Genomic DNA, 12,593 nt, shown 5'->3' on the forward strand with positions numbered 1-12,593 from the left:
CCGCGTCAGCGGGGCTGCGCGGGGCTGCTCGACGGTGCGGTACGGCCGGACGTCGACGTCGACGTCGACGTCGACGCCGGCACGGTGCTGGGCTGCGTTGCGGCGGAGGGCTTCGCGGACGACGGTGCCGGGACGCGCGGGTCCGCCGGGGCCATCCGCAGGGTGACGGCGCCGGATCGGCCGCGGACCGAGGAGAGCGCGGTGTCGAGCAACTGGCCGCCGTTGATGGTGGAGAGCGGCTCCGCCATCGCCCGGACCGACGGGAGCAGGAGCTCGGAGAGGTACTGCACGCTCGGCGCGGCGCCGTCCTCGAACCCCTGGATCACCTTGAACAGCTCGAGCATGCCGTCCTTGATCACGTTCGGGTAGTCGCCCTGGCTGATGTAGGAGACCGAGTGCGGTGCCATCTCGCCGTAGCCCTTGCCGAAGGTGCGCAAGGGCCGGTCGAGGCTGAGCAGCAGCGCCCCGACATCGGTCGCGCGCGGGGTGATCGAGTTGAAGGACTGCAGCAGATCGCCGATGTCCGGCAGCTGGCGCAGGATCGACGTGGCGGAGAGTACGGCGCCGGCGTCGATCGTCGGGGCAGTCTGCTCTCGGTCGGGCAGGGCCTTGTCGGCCCGGGCCAGGAGCCGCTGCACCGTCGCCGGGTCGAGCTGCTTCATCAGGCGGGACAGGGAGCTGGACAGGGCGCCGACGGTCGAATCGGCGGTATCGACGACCCCCTCGAGTCGGGCCCCGTCGGGGACGGCGGCACCGTCGCCCTGGGCGATCGTGAGGTAGGTCTCGCCCAGACCGGAGAGGTTCTGCACGCGGACCTTGGCGCCGGTGGTGATGCGGGTGTCCTTGGCGTAGCGGACCTCGACCTCGACCCGGTCGGCGTCGACGGTCAGGCTGCGTACCTTGCCGACCTCGACGCCGCGGTCCAGGACCCGCGAGCCCTCCTGCAGGCCGTTCGCGTCGGTCAGCCGGATGTAGGCCGTGCGCTCGCCCGACGGCGAGAGCCATTGCACTCCCTGGTTTCCCAGGAGCAGGACGGAGACCACGACCAGCGCGATCAGGCCGAGGGTGGAGGCGAGTCCGGAGCGGGTCATCGGGCCTGTCCGATCAGTCGCAGAACCTTGAGTGCGCCGGGGGAGACGTCCTGGCCGGCGGCGTTCGTCACCGAGTCGATCTTCACGACCGGCTTGGCCAGGAAGGGAACGAGGTTCTTGTTCACCAGGATCGAGCCGCCGTGGATCGCCGAGCCGAGCGAGACCATGTCCGCCGTGAGCAGCTCGAAGAGGTCGGACGAGGAGTTCATCAGGGGGATCAACCAGGATCCCTGCTGCAGCATGCCGCCGACGGCGGGGAGCAGCACGCCGATGTTCGACATCAACTTGCCCTGATTCGACCAGTACTTGAGGTGGTACTGCGACAGGGTGTCCTTGAAGTTCTTCTCCTGCTTGGCAATCCGATCGGCCATCTCGCTCGCCGAATCGAGCAGCCGGTTGACCTCGGTGGTGTTCTTGCCGATGCCGGTGACATCGCGGCTGAGCTGCGCCGACAGCAGGTCGAACTGAGGCCGGTCCTTGGGCAGGGCGGTGTTCAGGCGCGTGATCGTCTTACTGACGTCCTGCACTGAGCCGCTTCCGAAGTAGTCGGCCAGGATGGTGAGCGTGCTCTCCACGGAGCGCGGCGGACTCGTCTGCGACAGCGGGAGGATCGCACCCGGGCGCAACGGTGCCGCGTCGCCGGTGGACTTCTCCGGTGTCTCCAGCCGGACGTAGGCCTCGCCGAGCAGGGTGTCCTGCAGCACCGAGGCGTGGATGTCCGACGGGAGCGTGACCGTCCGGTCCAGCCGGACGGTCACCGTCGCGGCCTCCTCGCCGAGATCGACGGCCTTCACCCGCCCGACGGTCAGGCCACCGAGCGAGATCCGAGCGCCGATGGGGAGGTTGAGCACGTCCGCGAACTGCAGCCGCACGTCGTACTGGTCGCCGTCGGAGAGCGGATTGCGCATGTCCATGTTCGCGGGGCTGACGCCGCAGCCGGCGAGGACGACGGCGGTGCCGATCACCATCGCCGCCGCCATCCGGCGGGGGAGCCAGCGCACCGCGGTGCGTGTGCGGGTCATCAGCGGCCTCCCTGGAACGGCAGTTGGAGCAGGTCGACGGTCGCGGTCTGCGCCTTGCCGGCGACCACGGAGCAGCTGCCCGGCGCCTGCGCGTTGATCTGCGCGCACAGGGCGTTCGGATCGCGGGTGGCGATCGTCGTGACCGGCACGCCCGCGACCGCCGTGGGTGCCTCGTCGCCGCGGGGCAGGTAGGGCGCGATCTGCGAGCCGAAGACCGGCAGCATCCGCGCGAGTGCCGCGTTGGACCGAACGCCGGTGGCGGTCAACTTGACCGCGTCGGCCGCCATCGTGCCACCGGGCCGCAGGATGTGGCCGTAGCGGCGCATCATGTCATCGCCCACCAGGAAGAAGACGGGCAGGGTCTGGAAGATCTCCGAGACCGCGGGGAAGGTCACCTTGCCGTACTGATCTAGGACATTGCCCACGTGCTGCAGGGTGAGGAGGAGTTCGCCCCATTGCTGGTCCATGCTCTGCATCAGCGGCCGGACGTTGCTCACCACGGTGGTGACGTCGCCGAGGAAGCCGGCCGGATCGCTCAACAGGGTGGACAGGTTGTTCAGGGAGCGGGCGGCCTGCGGCGGCACCGACGGGCCCACCTCGGTGTCGAGCCGGACGAGTAGCTTGCCCAGATCGGCGGAGGCACCGCCCTCGGTGACCGAGTCGACCAGCCGGGTGGCGGCCGAGGTGGTCTCCGAGATCGACTTGGGCGTGGCGCTGTTCGCCCGCGTGATGCACGTCCCCGGGCGCAGGGTAGCGCCGGAGGAGTAGTTGCCCACGAGCTCCAGGGAGCGGTCGGCCAGAATGGAGGTGGACCGGGTCACGGCCTTGACCGACGCGGGCAGGGTGCGGCCGGAGACGTCGAACGTGACCTTGACGCCGTCGCCCGACGGTTCGACGGAGCGGACCGCGCCGATCTTCACGCCCATCTGGGTGACGTCGTTGTTCGGGTACAGGCCGATGCCGTCCGCGAGGTAGGCGCACTGGGTGCTGGTGGCGGCGGCGACCGTGCCGGTGGCGCCGGGGAGGAGCGGCGCCAGCAGGACGGCGACCACGGCGAGGATGCGGATCCGGGCGGCGCGCATCAGCAGCTCGCCGTCGCGGTCGGGAAGCACAGGCGGCTGGCGAGTACGGTGTCCGGCGACATCGGCTTCCCCTGCTTCTCCAACGTCTTCTGCATGGTGTCGATCGCCTTCTGCAGCTCACCGATCATCGCGGGAATCGTCACGTTCGTCGTCTTCAGTGCCGATTCGACCTTGGCGAAGACATCACCGAGGGTCTCGCGGTACTTCCAGTACAGGTCGAGGAAGGGCTTGATCTTGCCGAACATCCCGGCCAGGCCCTGATAGGCGAGGCCGAAGTTGGCGGCGGTCTGATCGAGCGTGACGATCGCCAGCGACGCCTTGTGAATCATGTTCATGATGGTCTCGCGCTGCTCGGCGAAGCCCGTGGCGTACTGGGTGCTGACGTTGATGATCCGGCCGACCTGGTCGCGCTGCTCCGTCAGCTGTCCGATGAGGGAGTTCACGCCCTCGACGACGTTGTCCACAGATCCGGGATTGGCGTCGAGCCCGGTGCTGAGCGCCTTGATCGACGCGGCGAGCTGGGTGCGATCGACGGGTTCGAGTTTCTCCGGAGTCTCCTGAAGCAGGTCGCCGATGGTGTAGGGCAGGCTCACGCGGGAACGCGGAACAGACTTGTCGCCCAGGGCCGAGCGGCCGGCGGAGGTGACGGCGACGTAGAAGCCGCCCGCCACGGTGAGCATCCGGACCGCGACCGAGGTCTGATCCCCCACGAAGACACCGTCGTCGATGCGCGCCGTCACCTGGACGTCGTCCTTGCGGAGGTCGACTGCGGAGACCGAGCCGATGCGCACGCCCGAGGCGCGCACCTCCACGCCGGGCTTGATGAGGGCCGCGTCCTGGGTGATGAAGGTCAGTTCCTTCTGCCCCGGCGGACGCAGGTAGACGTAGGCGAGCCCGGCGGTGATGACGAGGGCGACGGCCACGGCGATGGCGCCGATCCGGGTGCTGCGATTGATGAGTCCGCGCCACGGCGGACGGCCGGTGAAGATCATTTCAGGCACACCGTCACATTCGTTCCCCCGGTCAGCACGGTCACCTTGTTCGGCAGTGGCGCCTGGCCCTTCGAGCACGGCGCGGGCGGCGCGCCGAGGAGCGCGGCGACGCCGGTGAACAGGCCCGGCAGCTTGCCCATCGCCTGCACCGCGGCGCCCGGGTCCTGGAACGCGGTGCGCACCAGCTTCTCCACGTCGAGCTCCTTGGACAGGCCGAGCGCGGTGAGCACCCGGTTGGTCGCGGCACCGAAACCGGGACCGTAGGTGGCCGTGCGGCGGAACTCGTCGAGATTCTCGAGCACCTTCGTCAGGAGCAGGTCGAAGTTGACGATGAACTCCACCACCTGCGGCGAGTAGTCGTTGATCATGTTCGCGACCCGGGTGACGTTGTCGATCAGGGTCTTGATCACGGTCTGCCGATCGGCGAGGTTCGCCGTGATCCTGTCGATCGCACTGAAGGTCTGCGCGGCGGTCGTGTCGTCACCCTGCAGGAGCCCCAACAGATTCCGGGTCAGCTCGTTGACGTCCTCGGGGCTCAGCGTGCGCAGCACCGGGGCCAGGCCGTTGAACAGGGTGGTGATGTCGAACGATGGGGTGGTGCGCGCCATCGGGATCGACGTGGTGGGCGTGCCTCCTGCCGAGCTGCCGGGCTGGATCTCGATGAACCGCTCGCCGGTCAGGTTGCGGTACTTCACCGCCAGCCGTGTGGTCGACGTGACGGGGTGCTCGTTCTGCGCGGTGAAGCCGACCACCGCCTCGTTGCCGTTCCCGTCCGCGGTGCCGCGGACCTCGACGGAGGTGACCTTGCCGATCAGGACGCCCCGGAGCCGTACGTCGCTGCCCACGCGCAGGCCGGAGGCGTCCGAGAGGTGCGCCTGCAGGTCGCGGGTCTCGCCGCCCGCCGGATTGCGCAGGGCGGCGAAGATGCCCACCGCGATGACCAGCGTGATGACCAGGGCGATCGCGAGAGTGATGGTGGCGCGAGTGTTCTTGGCGCGCATGTCATCGACCCCCTTCCAGGACGGAAGCGGCGGCCGGCAGACGGTCGGCGATCACGTTCATGCGCAGTGCGGTGCCCTCCGGGACGGTGATGAAGGCGCCGTTCACGCCGGTGATCAACGGGACGACCTGGCGGGGAATGCTCACCGTGCGCATCACCTTGGTGGTGCTGTCCATGATGACGCGCAGCATGACGGTGCCGGGCTTGAACTCTTTTTCGTGCGAGCCGAACATGTCGGCCAGCGGCGTGAAGAAGCCGGTGCCGAGGAGCGTGGTCGTCTTGTCGACCTTGTCGTAGTTGTTGACCGTGTAATCGAGCGTGCCCGCGGCCTCGCCGCCGCGCATCTGCGGGACGAACCATCCCTCGAAGGCTCCCTCGACGACGCCCGGGGCACCGTCGAGCGTGGTGCGCACGGCGCGCAGCGTGGTTCCGATCGGCACCTGCGTGGACCGCGCGTTCTGCTGTTCGACGGAGAACGCCACCTGCAGTAGGGGAGTGATCGCCTGGGTGTACCGGGTGGCCTTCTTCGTCACCTCGATGAGCTTCGGCGTCATGACGCCCGAGACGGAGACGGCGCTGCGTGTGAGGAGATCGGAGATCGTGTTGTTGCTCGAGCGGGGGCGCAGCGTGCTCCCCGAGCGCAGGTCCGCGCCGCCCTGCCCCGGCACGAGCGCCATCTCGGTCACGCCGAAGTAGTTGCCCGGCTGGTAGCGCACGGACAGGGTATCGGTGAGCCCGCGGATGTTGCTGCGGTCCAGGCGGACCGCGACCCTGGCCTGTCCCGCACGCGGGACGACGACGGACTGCACCTCGCCGATCGGCACGCCGCGGAGCGTGACCCGAGTGCCCTCCTTGACGCCCGGACCCACGTCGGTGGATTCGACGGTGAGCGCGAGCCGGGGGTCGGACGCGGGAATGCGGGAGGAGACGGCGCCCGCGAGCACCGCGACCAGGACGACCGCGATCGTCGCGACACCGACGGTGAAGAAGATCCGTTGTTGGCGGCCGGGTGTGCCGCCGAGCAGCTCGTACATCTTCTCCCCCTCAACCCTTGAAGACGATCGTGGGGGTGATACCCCAGAACAGGATGGTCAGGATGAAGTCGAGCGTGAGCACCGTGACCAGGCTGGCGCGCACGGCGCGGCCGCTCGCGAGCCCCACCCCCTCGGGGCCGCCCTTGGCGAAGTACCCGTAGTAGCAGTGGATGATCGTGACGGCGGCGCAGAAGACGACGGCCTTGAGCGTCGACAGCGCGATGTCGCCCGGGCTGAGGAACTGCTCGAAGTAGTGGTTGTAGGTACCGAGCGCCTGACCGTGGAAGACGACCACGATGAGCTTGCAGGTCAGGAAGCTGAGCAGCAGCGTGAGCAGGTACGCCGGGATCACGACGACGATGCCCGCGATGAGCCGGGTGCTGACCACGTACGGGATCGAGCGGATGCCCAGAGCCTCCACCGCGTCGATCTCCTCGGCGATGCGCATGGAGCCGATCTGTGCCGTCATGCGGCAGCCGGCCTGCGCGGCGAAGCCGATGCCCGCGGAGATGGGGATCATCTCGCGGATGTTCGCGAGGCCGCCGATGACACCGGTCAGGGGGCCGAAGCCGATGAGGTTGAGGCCGGCGTAGGCCTCGATCGCAACGGCGGCGCCACTCGCGGCGCCGAGGATCACCATCATCACCACGACACCGCCGTCGACGATGACGGATCCGCGGCCCCAGGCGAGTTGCTTGAGCACGCGCGAGGTCTCACCGCGGTACTTCATCAGCGCGACGGGCACGAGATAGATGGACTGGGCGACGAAGACGACGGCCTCGCCGATCCGCGCGATCAGGTTGGCGGGCTTCGAATCGAGAGCGGCGCGCTTCTTCGGCTGCACGGGCGCGGGGGCGTTCGTGGCGGTCATCAGGCCACCTGGCTCGGGAAGAACATCGTCTGCAGCTGTGTGAGCCCGAGGAAGGAGAGGAAGATCAGCGTGATCGAGAGCACCACGGACGAGTTCACACCGTCGGCGACGCCGCGCGGGCCGCCGGAGGCCTCGAGGCCGCGAAGCCCGGCGACGAGGCCGACGATCATCGCCCCGGTCTCCGCCTTGAGTACGGCGAAGGCCAGGTCGGAGGGGGCGGAGAAGGCGCCGAAGGACGACCAGAAGCCGCCCGAGCTCAGGCCGAACTGCCAGACGGAGACGGTGAGCGCCACGAGCATCGCCACCGCCACGATCGCGACCAGCAGCATCGGCGCGATCAGCATCAGAGCGAGCATGCGCGGCGCGATGAGACGGGCGATCGGGTCGACTCCCATGACCTGCATGGCCTGCAGTTCCTCGCGGACGGTGCGGGACCCCAGGTCGGCGGCGATCGCGGAGGCGCAGACGCCGCCGAGCAGGACGCCGGTCGCGAGCGGCGCGCCCTGACGGATGATGCCGATGCCCGAGGCCGCGCCGACCAGGGAATTGGCGCCGACGGTGTCCACGAGCGCGCCGACCTGTACGGAGACGACCGCGCCGAAGGGGATGGCGACCAGGATCGCCGGCAGGGTGGTGACCCGCAGCAGGGTCACCGCCTGGGTGATCGTCTCGGCGACGGCGAAGTTCCGCTTCAGGATGCCGCGCACCGTCCAGGTGACGATCTCGCCGGCGAGCACCACCGAGCGTCCGACCGTGGACAGGCTCTTGGTGAAGATCGCGGCCAACCGGTACAACCGGTACAGCGCCGCGGCCCTCACTCCGGGCCTCCGCATGCCGCCATCGGGTGTCCTCTCCTCATTTAACGAGAGGAGCGTATCAACTACCGGGCAAAACTAGTACGTGTTTCAGTTTTTACCTTGGAAACCGGATGTGACCTGCTGGTTCGTCAGTCCTTGATGAGGAGGTCGACGGCCACGGAGAGCCGCTTCTGCACCTCGGTGGCCGATGCCCGGTGGGTCACCCAGGCGACCAGGTTCGCCATCCACACATCGGCGATCAGATGGAACGTGTCGCGCTGGCGCTCGTCCGGGTCGGTCACGCCCAGGGCGTGCGCGAACATGCCCTCGAGGAGGCGGCCCACCCGCTCGACCTCTGCGGCCGCGGTGGCGTCGGCGAACATGAACGCGCGCACCATCGCCTCGGTGAGCAGCGGCGCGCGCTGCAGAGCCTCGGTGTTGCGGTCGAGCACGAACATCAGGCGCTCGGCCGCGGTATCGCCGGGGATCGGGGCCTTGCCGATCCGCTCACCGGCCCGCTCGAACTGGCTGACCAGGCCGGCCACCAGCAGGTGCACCTTCGACGGGAAGTACCGGTACAGGGTGCCCAGCGCCACGTCGGCCTTCTTGGCCACCGCGCGCATCTGCACCGCGTCGTAGCCGCCCTTGCGGGCCAGCGCCAGCGTGGCGTCGATGATGCGCTTGCGCCGTTCGCGCTGACCCGCGGTGTCGAGGTCCTCCTTCGAGGACGCGGTCACGGTCGCGGTGGCGGCGGGGGTGCCTTCGGGCGGCATGGGTGGTCACCTCGGAATCTCTTCGACCGCCCGCTGGTGCCGGGACGGTCGGGTCGCATGTGATGTCGCGACAATTGAAACAGGTTTTCGTGCCGGACCTGTGCTTTCCGCACCGGTTCGGTCGAAGATCACAGGACTGCGGGGGTCAGGAGGCAGACTCGCGCCGCGCGTAGGCGGCTTCGACGCCGTGCTTGCCCGGCTCCCACCACCCCCGGTTGGTGCGGTACCACTCGACGGTGGCGCGCAGCCCGGCGTCGAGGTCGGCGTGCGCGGGCGCCCACCCCAGTTCCCTGCGCAGCTTCGACGAATCGATCGCGTAGCGCAGGTCGTGGCCGGGCCGATCGGGGACGGTGTCGAAGTCGTCGGCGGGGCGCCCCATCGCCGCGAGCAGGGTGCGCAGCACCTCCCGGTTGGACCGCTCGCCGTCGGCCCCGATCAGGTAGGTCTCGCCGATCGCGCCCCGGTCGAGGATCGCCCAGACGGCGTCGTTGTGGTCGTCGACGTGGATCCAGTCGCGCACGTTGGATCCGGAGCCGTAGAGCTTGGCGCGGTCCCCGCTGAGGATGTTGGTGATCTGCCGCGGAATGAACTTCTCGACGTGCTGGTAGGGCCCGTAGTTGTTGGAGCAGTTGGAGATCGTGGCCCGCACGCCGAAGCTGCGGACCCACGCCCGCACCAGGTGGTCCGACGAGGCCTTGGACGCCGAGTAGGGGCTCGACGGCCGGTACGGCGTCTCCTCGGTGAACCGCTCGGGGCTGTCCAGGGGCAGGTCGCCGAAGACCTCGTCGGTGGAAATGTGGTGCAGCCGTGTGCCGTGCCGCCGCGCCGCGTCGAGGAGGACCGCCGTGCCGCGGATGTTGGTGTCCAGGAAGGGCCACGGGTCGCTCAGGGAGTTGTCGTTGTGCGTGTCCGCGGCGAAGTTCACCACCGCGTCGGCACCCGCGACGACCTCGTCGACCACCGACGGGTCGGTGATCGAGCCCTTCACGAAGTCGATGCGGTCACGGACCTCGTCCAACGACGACTCGTTGGCGGCGTAGGTCAGCGCGTCCAGCACGGTCACGTCGACGCCGGGGCGGGTCGCGATCGTCCGGCGGACGAAGTTCGCGCCGATGAAGCCGGCGCCGCCGGTGACCACGATGCGCATGCGTTCACAGTACTTCCCGCCGGTGGGAAGTACTGTGAGCACATGCGCGGAATCATCCTGGCCGGCGGAACGGGAAGCCGATTGCACCCGATCACGGTCGGGGTGAGCAAGCAGCTGGTACCCGTCTACGACAAGCCGATGATCCACTACCCGCTCTCGACGCTGATGCTCGCCGGGATCCGCGAGATCCTCGTGGTCACGACACCGGAGGACGCACCGCAGTTCCGCCGGTTGCTCAGCGACGGCTCGCAGTTCGGCGTGCGGATCGACTACGTCGTGCAGGAGCGCCCGGAAGGGCTGGCTCAGGCATTCGTGCTGGGCGCCGACTTCATCGGCGACCAGACGGTGGCGCTCATTCTGGGCGACAACATCTTCTACGGTCCGGGACTCGGCACCCAGCTGCGCAGGTTCGACGGGATCGACGGCGGCGCCGTCTTCGCCTACCGCGTCGCCGATCCCCGCGCGTACGGGGTGATCGAGTTCGACGGTGCCGGGCGCGCCGTCGGTTTCGAGGAGAAGCCCGATCACCCCCGGTCGTCGTACGCGGTGCCGGGCCTGTACTTCTACGAGCCGTCGGTCGTCGACGTCGCGCGGAGCCTGACGCCCTCGGCGCGCGGCGAGTACGAGATCACCGACGTCAACCGGCACTACCTGCGCGAGGGAAGGCTCACCGTCGACGTCCTGCCGCGCGGGACGGCGTGGCTCGACACGGGTACCTTCGACGCGCTCGCCGACGCCACCGGGTACGTCCGCGCCGTGGAACAGCGGCAGGGCACCAAGATCGGTGCACCGGAGGAGGTCGCCTGGCGGAGCGGATTCATCGACGACGCACAGCTTCTCGCCCACGCGGATCGGCTCGCCAAGTCTGGCTACGGCGACTACCTGCGCGGACTGCTTCGGGAGGGGCGATGAACATCGAGGCGCTGCCCATCGCGGGCGCTTTCGTTCTCGATCCGATCGTGCGGCCGGACGATCGGGGCGAGTTCTTCGAGCTGTTCAAGGGATCGGCGTTCCGGGAGGCGACGGGGCGCGACCTGGTCGTGGCGCAGACGAACGTCTCGGTGAACCGGATCGGCGCCGTCCGCGGCATCCACTACGCGGATGTCCCTCCGGGGCAGGCGAAACTGGTCGCCTGCCTGCACGGCGCGGTCCTCGATGTGATCGTGGACCTGCGGGTCGGTTCGCCCACCTTCGGCGCGACCTCGTCGGTGCGTCTCGACGGCGAGCGGCACCGCACCGTCTACCTCGCGGAGGGGCTCGGTCACGGGTTCTGCGCTCTCACCGACGGCGCCGTCGTCGCCTATCACGTCTCGTCCGAGTACAACCCGTCCGCCGAGCACGGGGTCGACCCGCTGGACCCCGAGCTCGGGATCGACTGGCCGCGAGCGGCTCCCCCCATTCTGTCGGAGAAGGACACGGCGGCACCATCGCTGGCTGCGGCGCTCGCCGCCGGTGCGCTTCCGCGGTGGAACGGCTGAATCAGCTTCCGGCCGAGCGGTTGTCCCGCGCGCGACGGTCGAGGAGGGCGCGTTCGCCGGCGTTGCGAGTGCGGCGGGCGGCCTCGTCGAACTGCACCGCGGCGGCAGCGTGCCGGCCCGCCCGCTCGAGCAGATCCCCGCGCACGCCGGGCACGAGGGGAGAGTCGCCGAGGGCGGCATCGTCGACGGCGTCCAGGACTCGCAGTCCCGCTGCCGGGCCGTGGGCACGGCCATGTGCCACAGCGCGATTGACCTCCACGACGGGCCCCGGTGCGGCCTCTGCCAGTGCGTCGTACAGCCGCGCGATACGCGTCCAGTCCGTCTCGGCGGCCGTCGCGGCGCGGGCGTGCTGCGCAGCGATCGCGGCCTGGAGGTAGTACCGCCCGACGGGGATCCCCTGCGCCGCCAGGCGGTCCGCGCGCGCGAGGGCGGCGAGGCCCCGCCGGATCAGGAGCCGGTCCCAGCGGCCGCGGTCCTGGTCGTCGAGGAGCACGGGTGCGCCGTCGGGACCGGTGCGGGCGTCGAGGCGGGACCCCTGGAGCTCGAGAAGCGCTTGCAGGCCGTGCGGCTCGGGATCGTCGGGCGCGAGTTCGGCGAGCATCCGCGCGAGCCGGATGCCCTCGCGGGCCAGTTCCGGACGCATCCAGTCGTCCCCGGCGGTCGCCGTGTACCCCTCGGTGAAGATCAGGTAGATCACGGCCATCACGTCGTCGAGGCGGCGCGTGCGCTCCTCGCCAGTGGGCAGTTCGAACTCCGCGCGGGCGGTGGTGAGGGTCTTCTTCGCACGGGAGATGCGCTGGCCCATGGTCTTCTCCGGGACCAGGAAGCCGCGGGCGATCTCGGCGGTGGTGAGGCCGCCGACCACGCGGAGCGTGAGGGCCGCCCGCGACTCGGGCGTGAGCGCCGGGTGGCAGGACAGGAAGATCAGGCGCAGCACGTCGTCCTCGATGAAGTCGACCTGCGCGTCGAGGTCGGGCATACCGTCGTCCTCCCGCAGGCCGCGACCGATCTCCTCGGTCTTGCGGCGCAGGGTTTCGGCGCGGCGGATCGAGTCGACGCCGCGGCGTTTCGCTGTGGTCATGAGCCACGCGGCCGGGTTGTCGGGGATGCCCTTCTCCGGCCACTGCTCCAGGGCGGCGACCAGCGCGTCCTGCGCCAGGTCCTCCGCGAGTTGGATGCTGCGGGTCATGCGGGTCAGTGCGCCGACGAGGCGCGTCGATTCCGCCCGCCAGGCGGCGGTGATCGCCTCGGCCGAATCCGACCGGCTCGCTCCGCTCCCGGCGTCGGCGGTGGTCCACTCTGGCAC

General features: G+C 69.5%; 13 protein-coding genes. 2 read left to right on the forward strand and 11 right to left on the reverse strand.

Annotated elements, in window-relative coordinates:
- Positions 1-5: 5 nt before the first annotated feature.
- The 10 genes from AC21LY_RS03530 to rfbB form a co-directional block, all read right to left on the reverse strand.
- Positions 6-1,091, reverse strand: a complete 1,086-nt coding sequence (locus AC21LY_RS03530) for an MlaD family protein (RefSeq protein WP_489044941.1) — start codon at positions 1,089-1,091, stop codon at positions 6-8.
- Entirely contained in the window at positions 1,088-2,113 is a 1,026-nt protein-coding gene (locus AC21LY_RS03535) for an MlaD family protein (protein WP_489044942.1), read from the reverse strand. The genes AC21LY_RS03530 and AC21LY_RS03535 overlap by 4 nt, the downstream gene beginning before the upstream one ends.
- Entirely contained in the window at positions 2,113-3,225 is a 1,113-nt protein-coding gene (locus AC21LY_RS03540; RefSeq protein ID WP_489044943.1) for an MlaD family protein, read from the reverse strand. Before AC21LY_RS03540 ends, AC21LY_RS03535 begins: the two co-directional genes overlap by 1 nt.
- The gene (locus tag AC21LY_RS03545; RefSeq protein ID WP_489045416.1) at positions 3,195-4,187 is read right to left on the reverse strand and encodes an MlaD family protein; all 993 of its coding nucleotides are present in this window, start codon (positions 4,185-4,187) and stop codon (positions 3,195-3,197) included. The genes AC21LY_RS03540 and AC21LY_RS03545 overlap by 31 nt, the downstream gene beginning before the upstream one ends.
- Positions 4,184-5,188, reverse strand: coding sequence for an MlaD family protein (locus AC21LY_RS03550; RefSeq protein WP_489044944.1), 1,005 nt, complete (start codon positions 5,186-5,188; stop codon positions 4,184-4,186). The genes AC21LY_RS03545 and AC21LY_RS03550 overlap by 4 nt, the downstream gene beginning before the upstream one ends.
- A 1-nt stretch (position 5,189) precedes the next feature.
- Positions 5,190-6,221: an MlaD family protein gene (locus AC21LY_RS03555; protein WP_489044945.1), complete on the reverse strand. Its 1,032-nt coding sequence runs from the start codon at positions 6,219-6,221 to the stop codon at positions 5,190-5,192.
- Between the two features lie 10 nt (positions 6,222-6,231).
- Complete coding sequence (locus AC21LY_RS03560; RefSeq protein ID WP_489044946.1) at positions 6,232-7,092, reverse strand: MlaE family ABC transporter permease; 861 nt, start codon at positions 7,090-7,092, stop codon at positions 6,232-6,234.
- Positions 7,092-7,925, reverse strand: coding sequence for an MlaE family ABC transporter permease (locus tag AC21LY_RS03565; protein WP_489044947.1), 834 nt, complete (start codon positions 7,923-7,925; stop codon positions 7,092-7,094). Before AC21LY_RS03565 ends, AC21LY_RS03560 begins: the two co-directional genes overlap by 1 nt.
- Before the next feature lie 113 nt (positions 7,926-8,038).
- The gene (gene kstR / locus AC21LY_RS03570) at positions 8,039-8,662 is read right to left on the reverse strand and encodes a cholesterol catabolism transcriptional regulator KstR (protein ID WP_489044948.1); all 624 of its coding nucleotides are present in this window, start codon (positions 8,660-8,662) and stop codon (positions 8,039-8,041) included.
- Positions 8,663-8,807: 145 nt separating this feature from the next.
- Positions 8,808-9,809: a dTDP-glucose 4,6-dehydratase gene (gene rfbB, locus AC21LY_RS03575; protein WP_489044949.1), complete on the reverse strand. Its 1,002-nt coding sequence runs from the start codon at positions 9,807-9,809 to the stop codon at positions 8,808-8,810.
- 42 nt (positions 9,810-9,851) lie between these two features.
- On the opposite strand from rfbB, the gene rfbA reads away from it, so the two are divergent.
- Both rfbA and AC21LY_RS03585 read left to right on the forward strand, forming a co-directional pair.
- Complete coding sequence (gene rfbA, locus AC21LY_RS03580; protein WP_489044950.1) at positions 9,852-10,721, forward strand: glucose-1-phosphate thymidylyltransferase RfbA; 870 nt, start codon at positions 9,852-9,854, stop codon at positions 10,719-10,721.
- Positions 10,718-11,287 carry a dTDP-4-dehydrorhamnose 3,5-epimerase family protein gene (locus AC21LY_RS03585; RefSeq protein ID WP_489044951.1) on the forward strand — a complete coding sequence of 190 codons (570 nt, stop codon included), beginning with the start codon at positions 10,718-10,720 and terminating at the stop codon, positions 11,285-11,287. Before rfbA ends, AC21LY_RS03585 begins: the two co-directional genes overlap by 4 nt.
- A 1-nt stretch (position 11,288) precedes the next feature.
- On the opposite strand, the gene AC21LY_RS03590 is transcribed toward AC21LY_RS03585, so the two are convergent.
- The gene (locus AC21LY_RS03590; protein WP_489044952.1) at positions 11,289-12,593 is read right to left on the reverse strand and encodes an RNA polymerase sigma factor; all 1,305 of its coding nucleotides are present in this window, start codon (positions 12,591-12,593) and stop codon (positions 11,289-11,291) included.

It is taken from the genome of Tsukamurella sp. II2bb (genome assembly GCF_057815145.1).

Bases quoted from the DNA above. Each gene is read 5' to 3' on its own strand.
- AC21LY_RS03550 (WP_489044944.1), bottom strand. From the start codon at position 5,188: ATGCGCGCCAAGAACACTCGCGCCACCATCACTCTCGCGATCGCCCTG.
- AC21LY_RS03565 (WP_489044947.1), bottom strand. From the start codon at position 7,925: ATGCGGAGGCCCGGAGTGAGGGCCGCGGCGCTGTACCGGTTGTACCGG.
- AC21LY_RS03560 (WP_489044946.1), bottom strand. From the start codon at position 7,092: ATGACCGCCACGAACGCCCCCGCGCCCGTGCAGCCGAAGAAGCGCGCC.
- AC21LY_RS03535 (WP_489044942.1), bottom strand. From the start codon at position 2,113: ATGACCCGCACACGCACCGCGGTGCGCTGGCTCCCCCGCCGGATGGCG.
- rfbB (WP_489044949.1), bottom strand. From the start codon at position 9,809: ATGCGCATCGTGGTCACCGGCGGCGCCGGCTTCATCGGCGCGAACTTC.
- AC21LY_RS03545 (WP_489045416.1), bottom strand. From the start codon at position 4,187: ATGATCTTCACCGGCCGTCCGCCGTGGCGCGGACTCATCAATCGCAGC.
- AC21LY_RS03555 (WP_489044945.1), bottom strand. From the start codon at position 6,221: ATGTACGAGCTGCTCGGCGGCACACCCGGCCGCCAACAACGGATCTTC.
- kstR (WP_489044948.1), bottom strand. From the start codon at position 8,662: ATGCCGCCCGAAGGCACCCCCGCCGCCACCGCGACCGTGACCGCGTCC.
- rfbA (WP_489044950.1), top strand. From the start codon at position 9,852: ATGCGCGGAATCATCCTGGCCGGCGGAACGGGAAGCCGATTGCACCCG.
- AC21LY_RS03530 (WP_489044941.1), bottom strand. From the start codon at position 1,091: ATGACCCGCTCCGGACTCGCCTCCACCCTCGGCCTGATCGCGCTGGTC.
- AC21LY_RS03585 (WP_489044951.1), top strand. From the start codon at position 10,718: ATGAACATCGAGGCGCTGCCCATCGCGGGCGCTTTCGTTCTCGATCCG.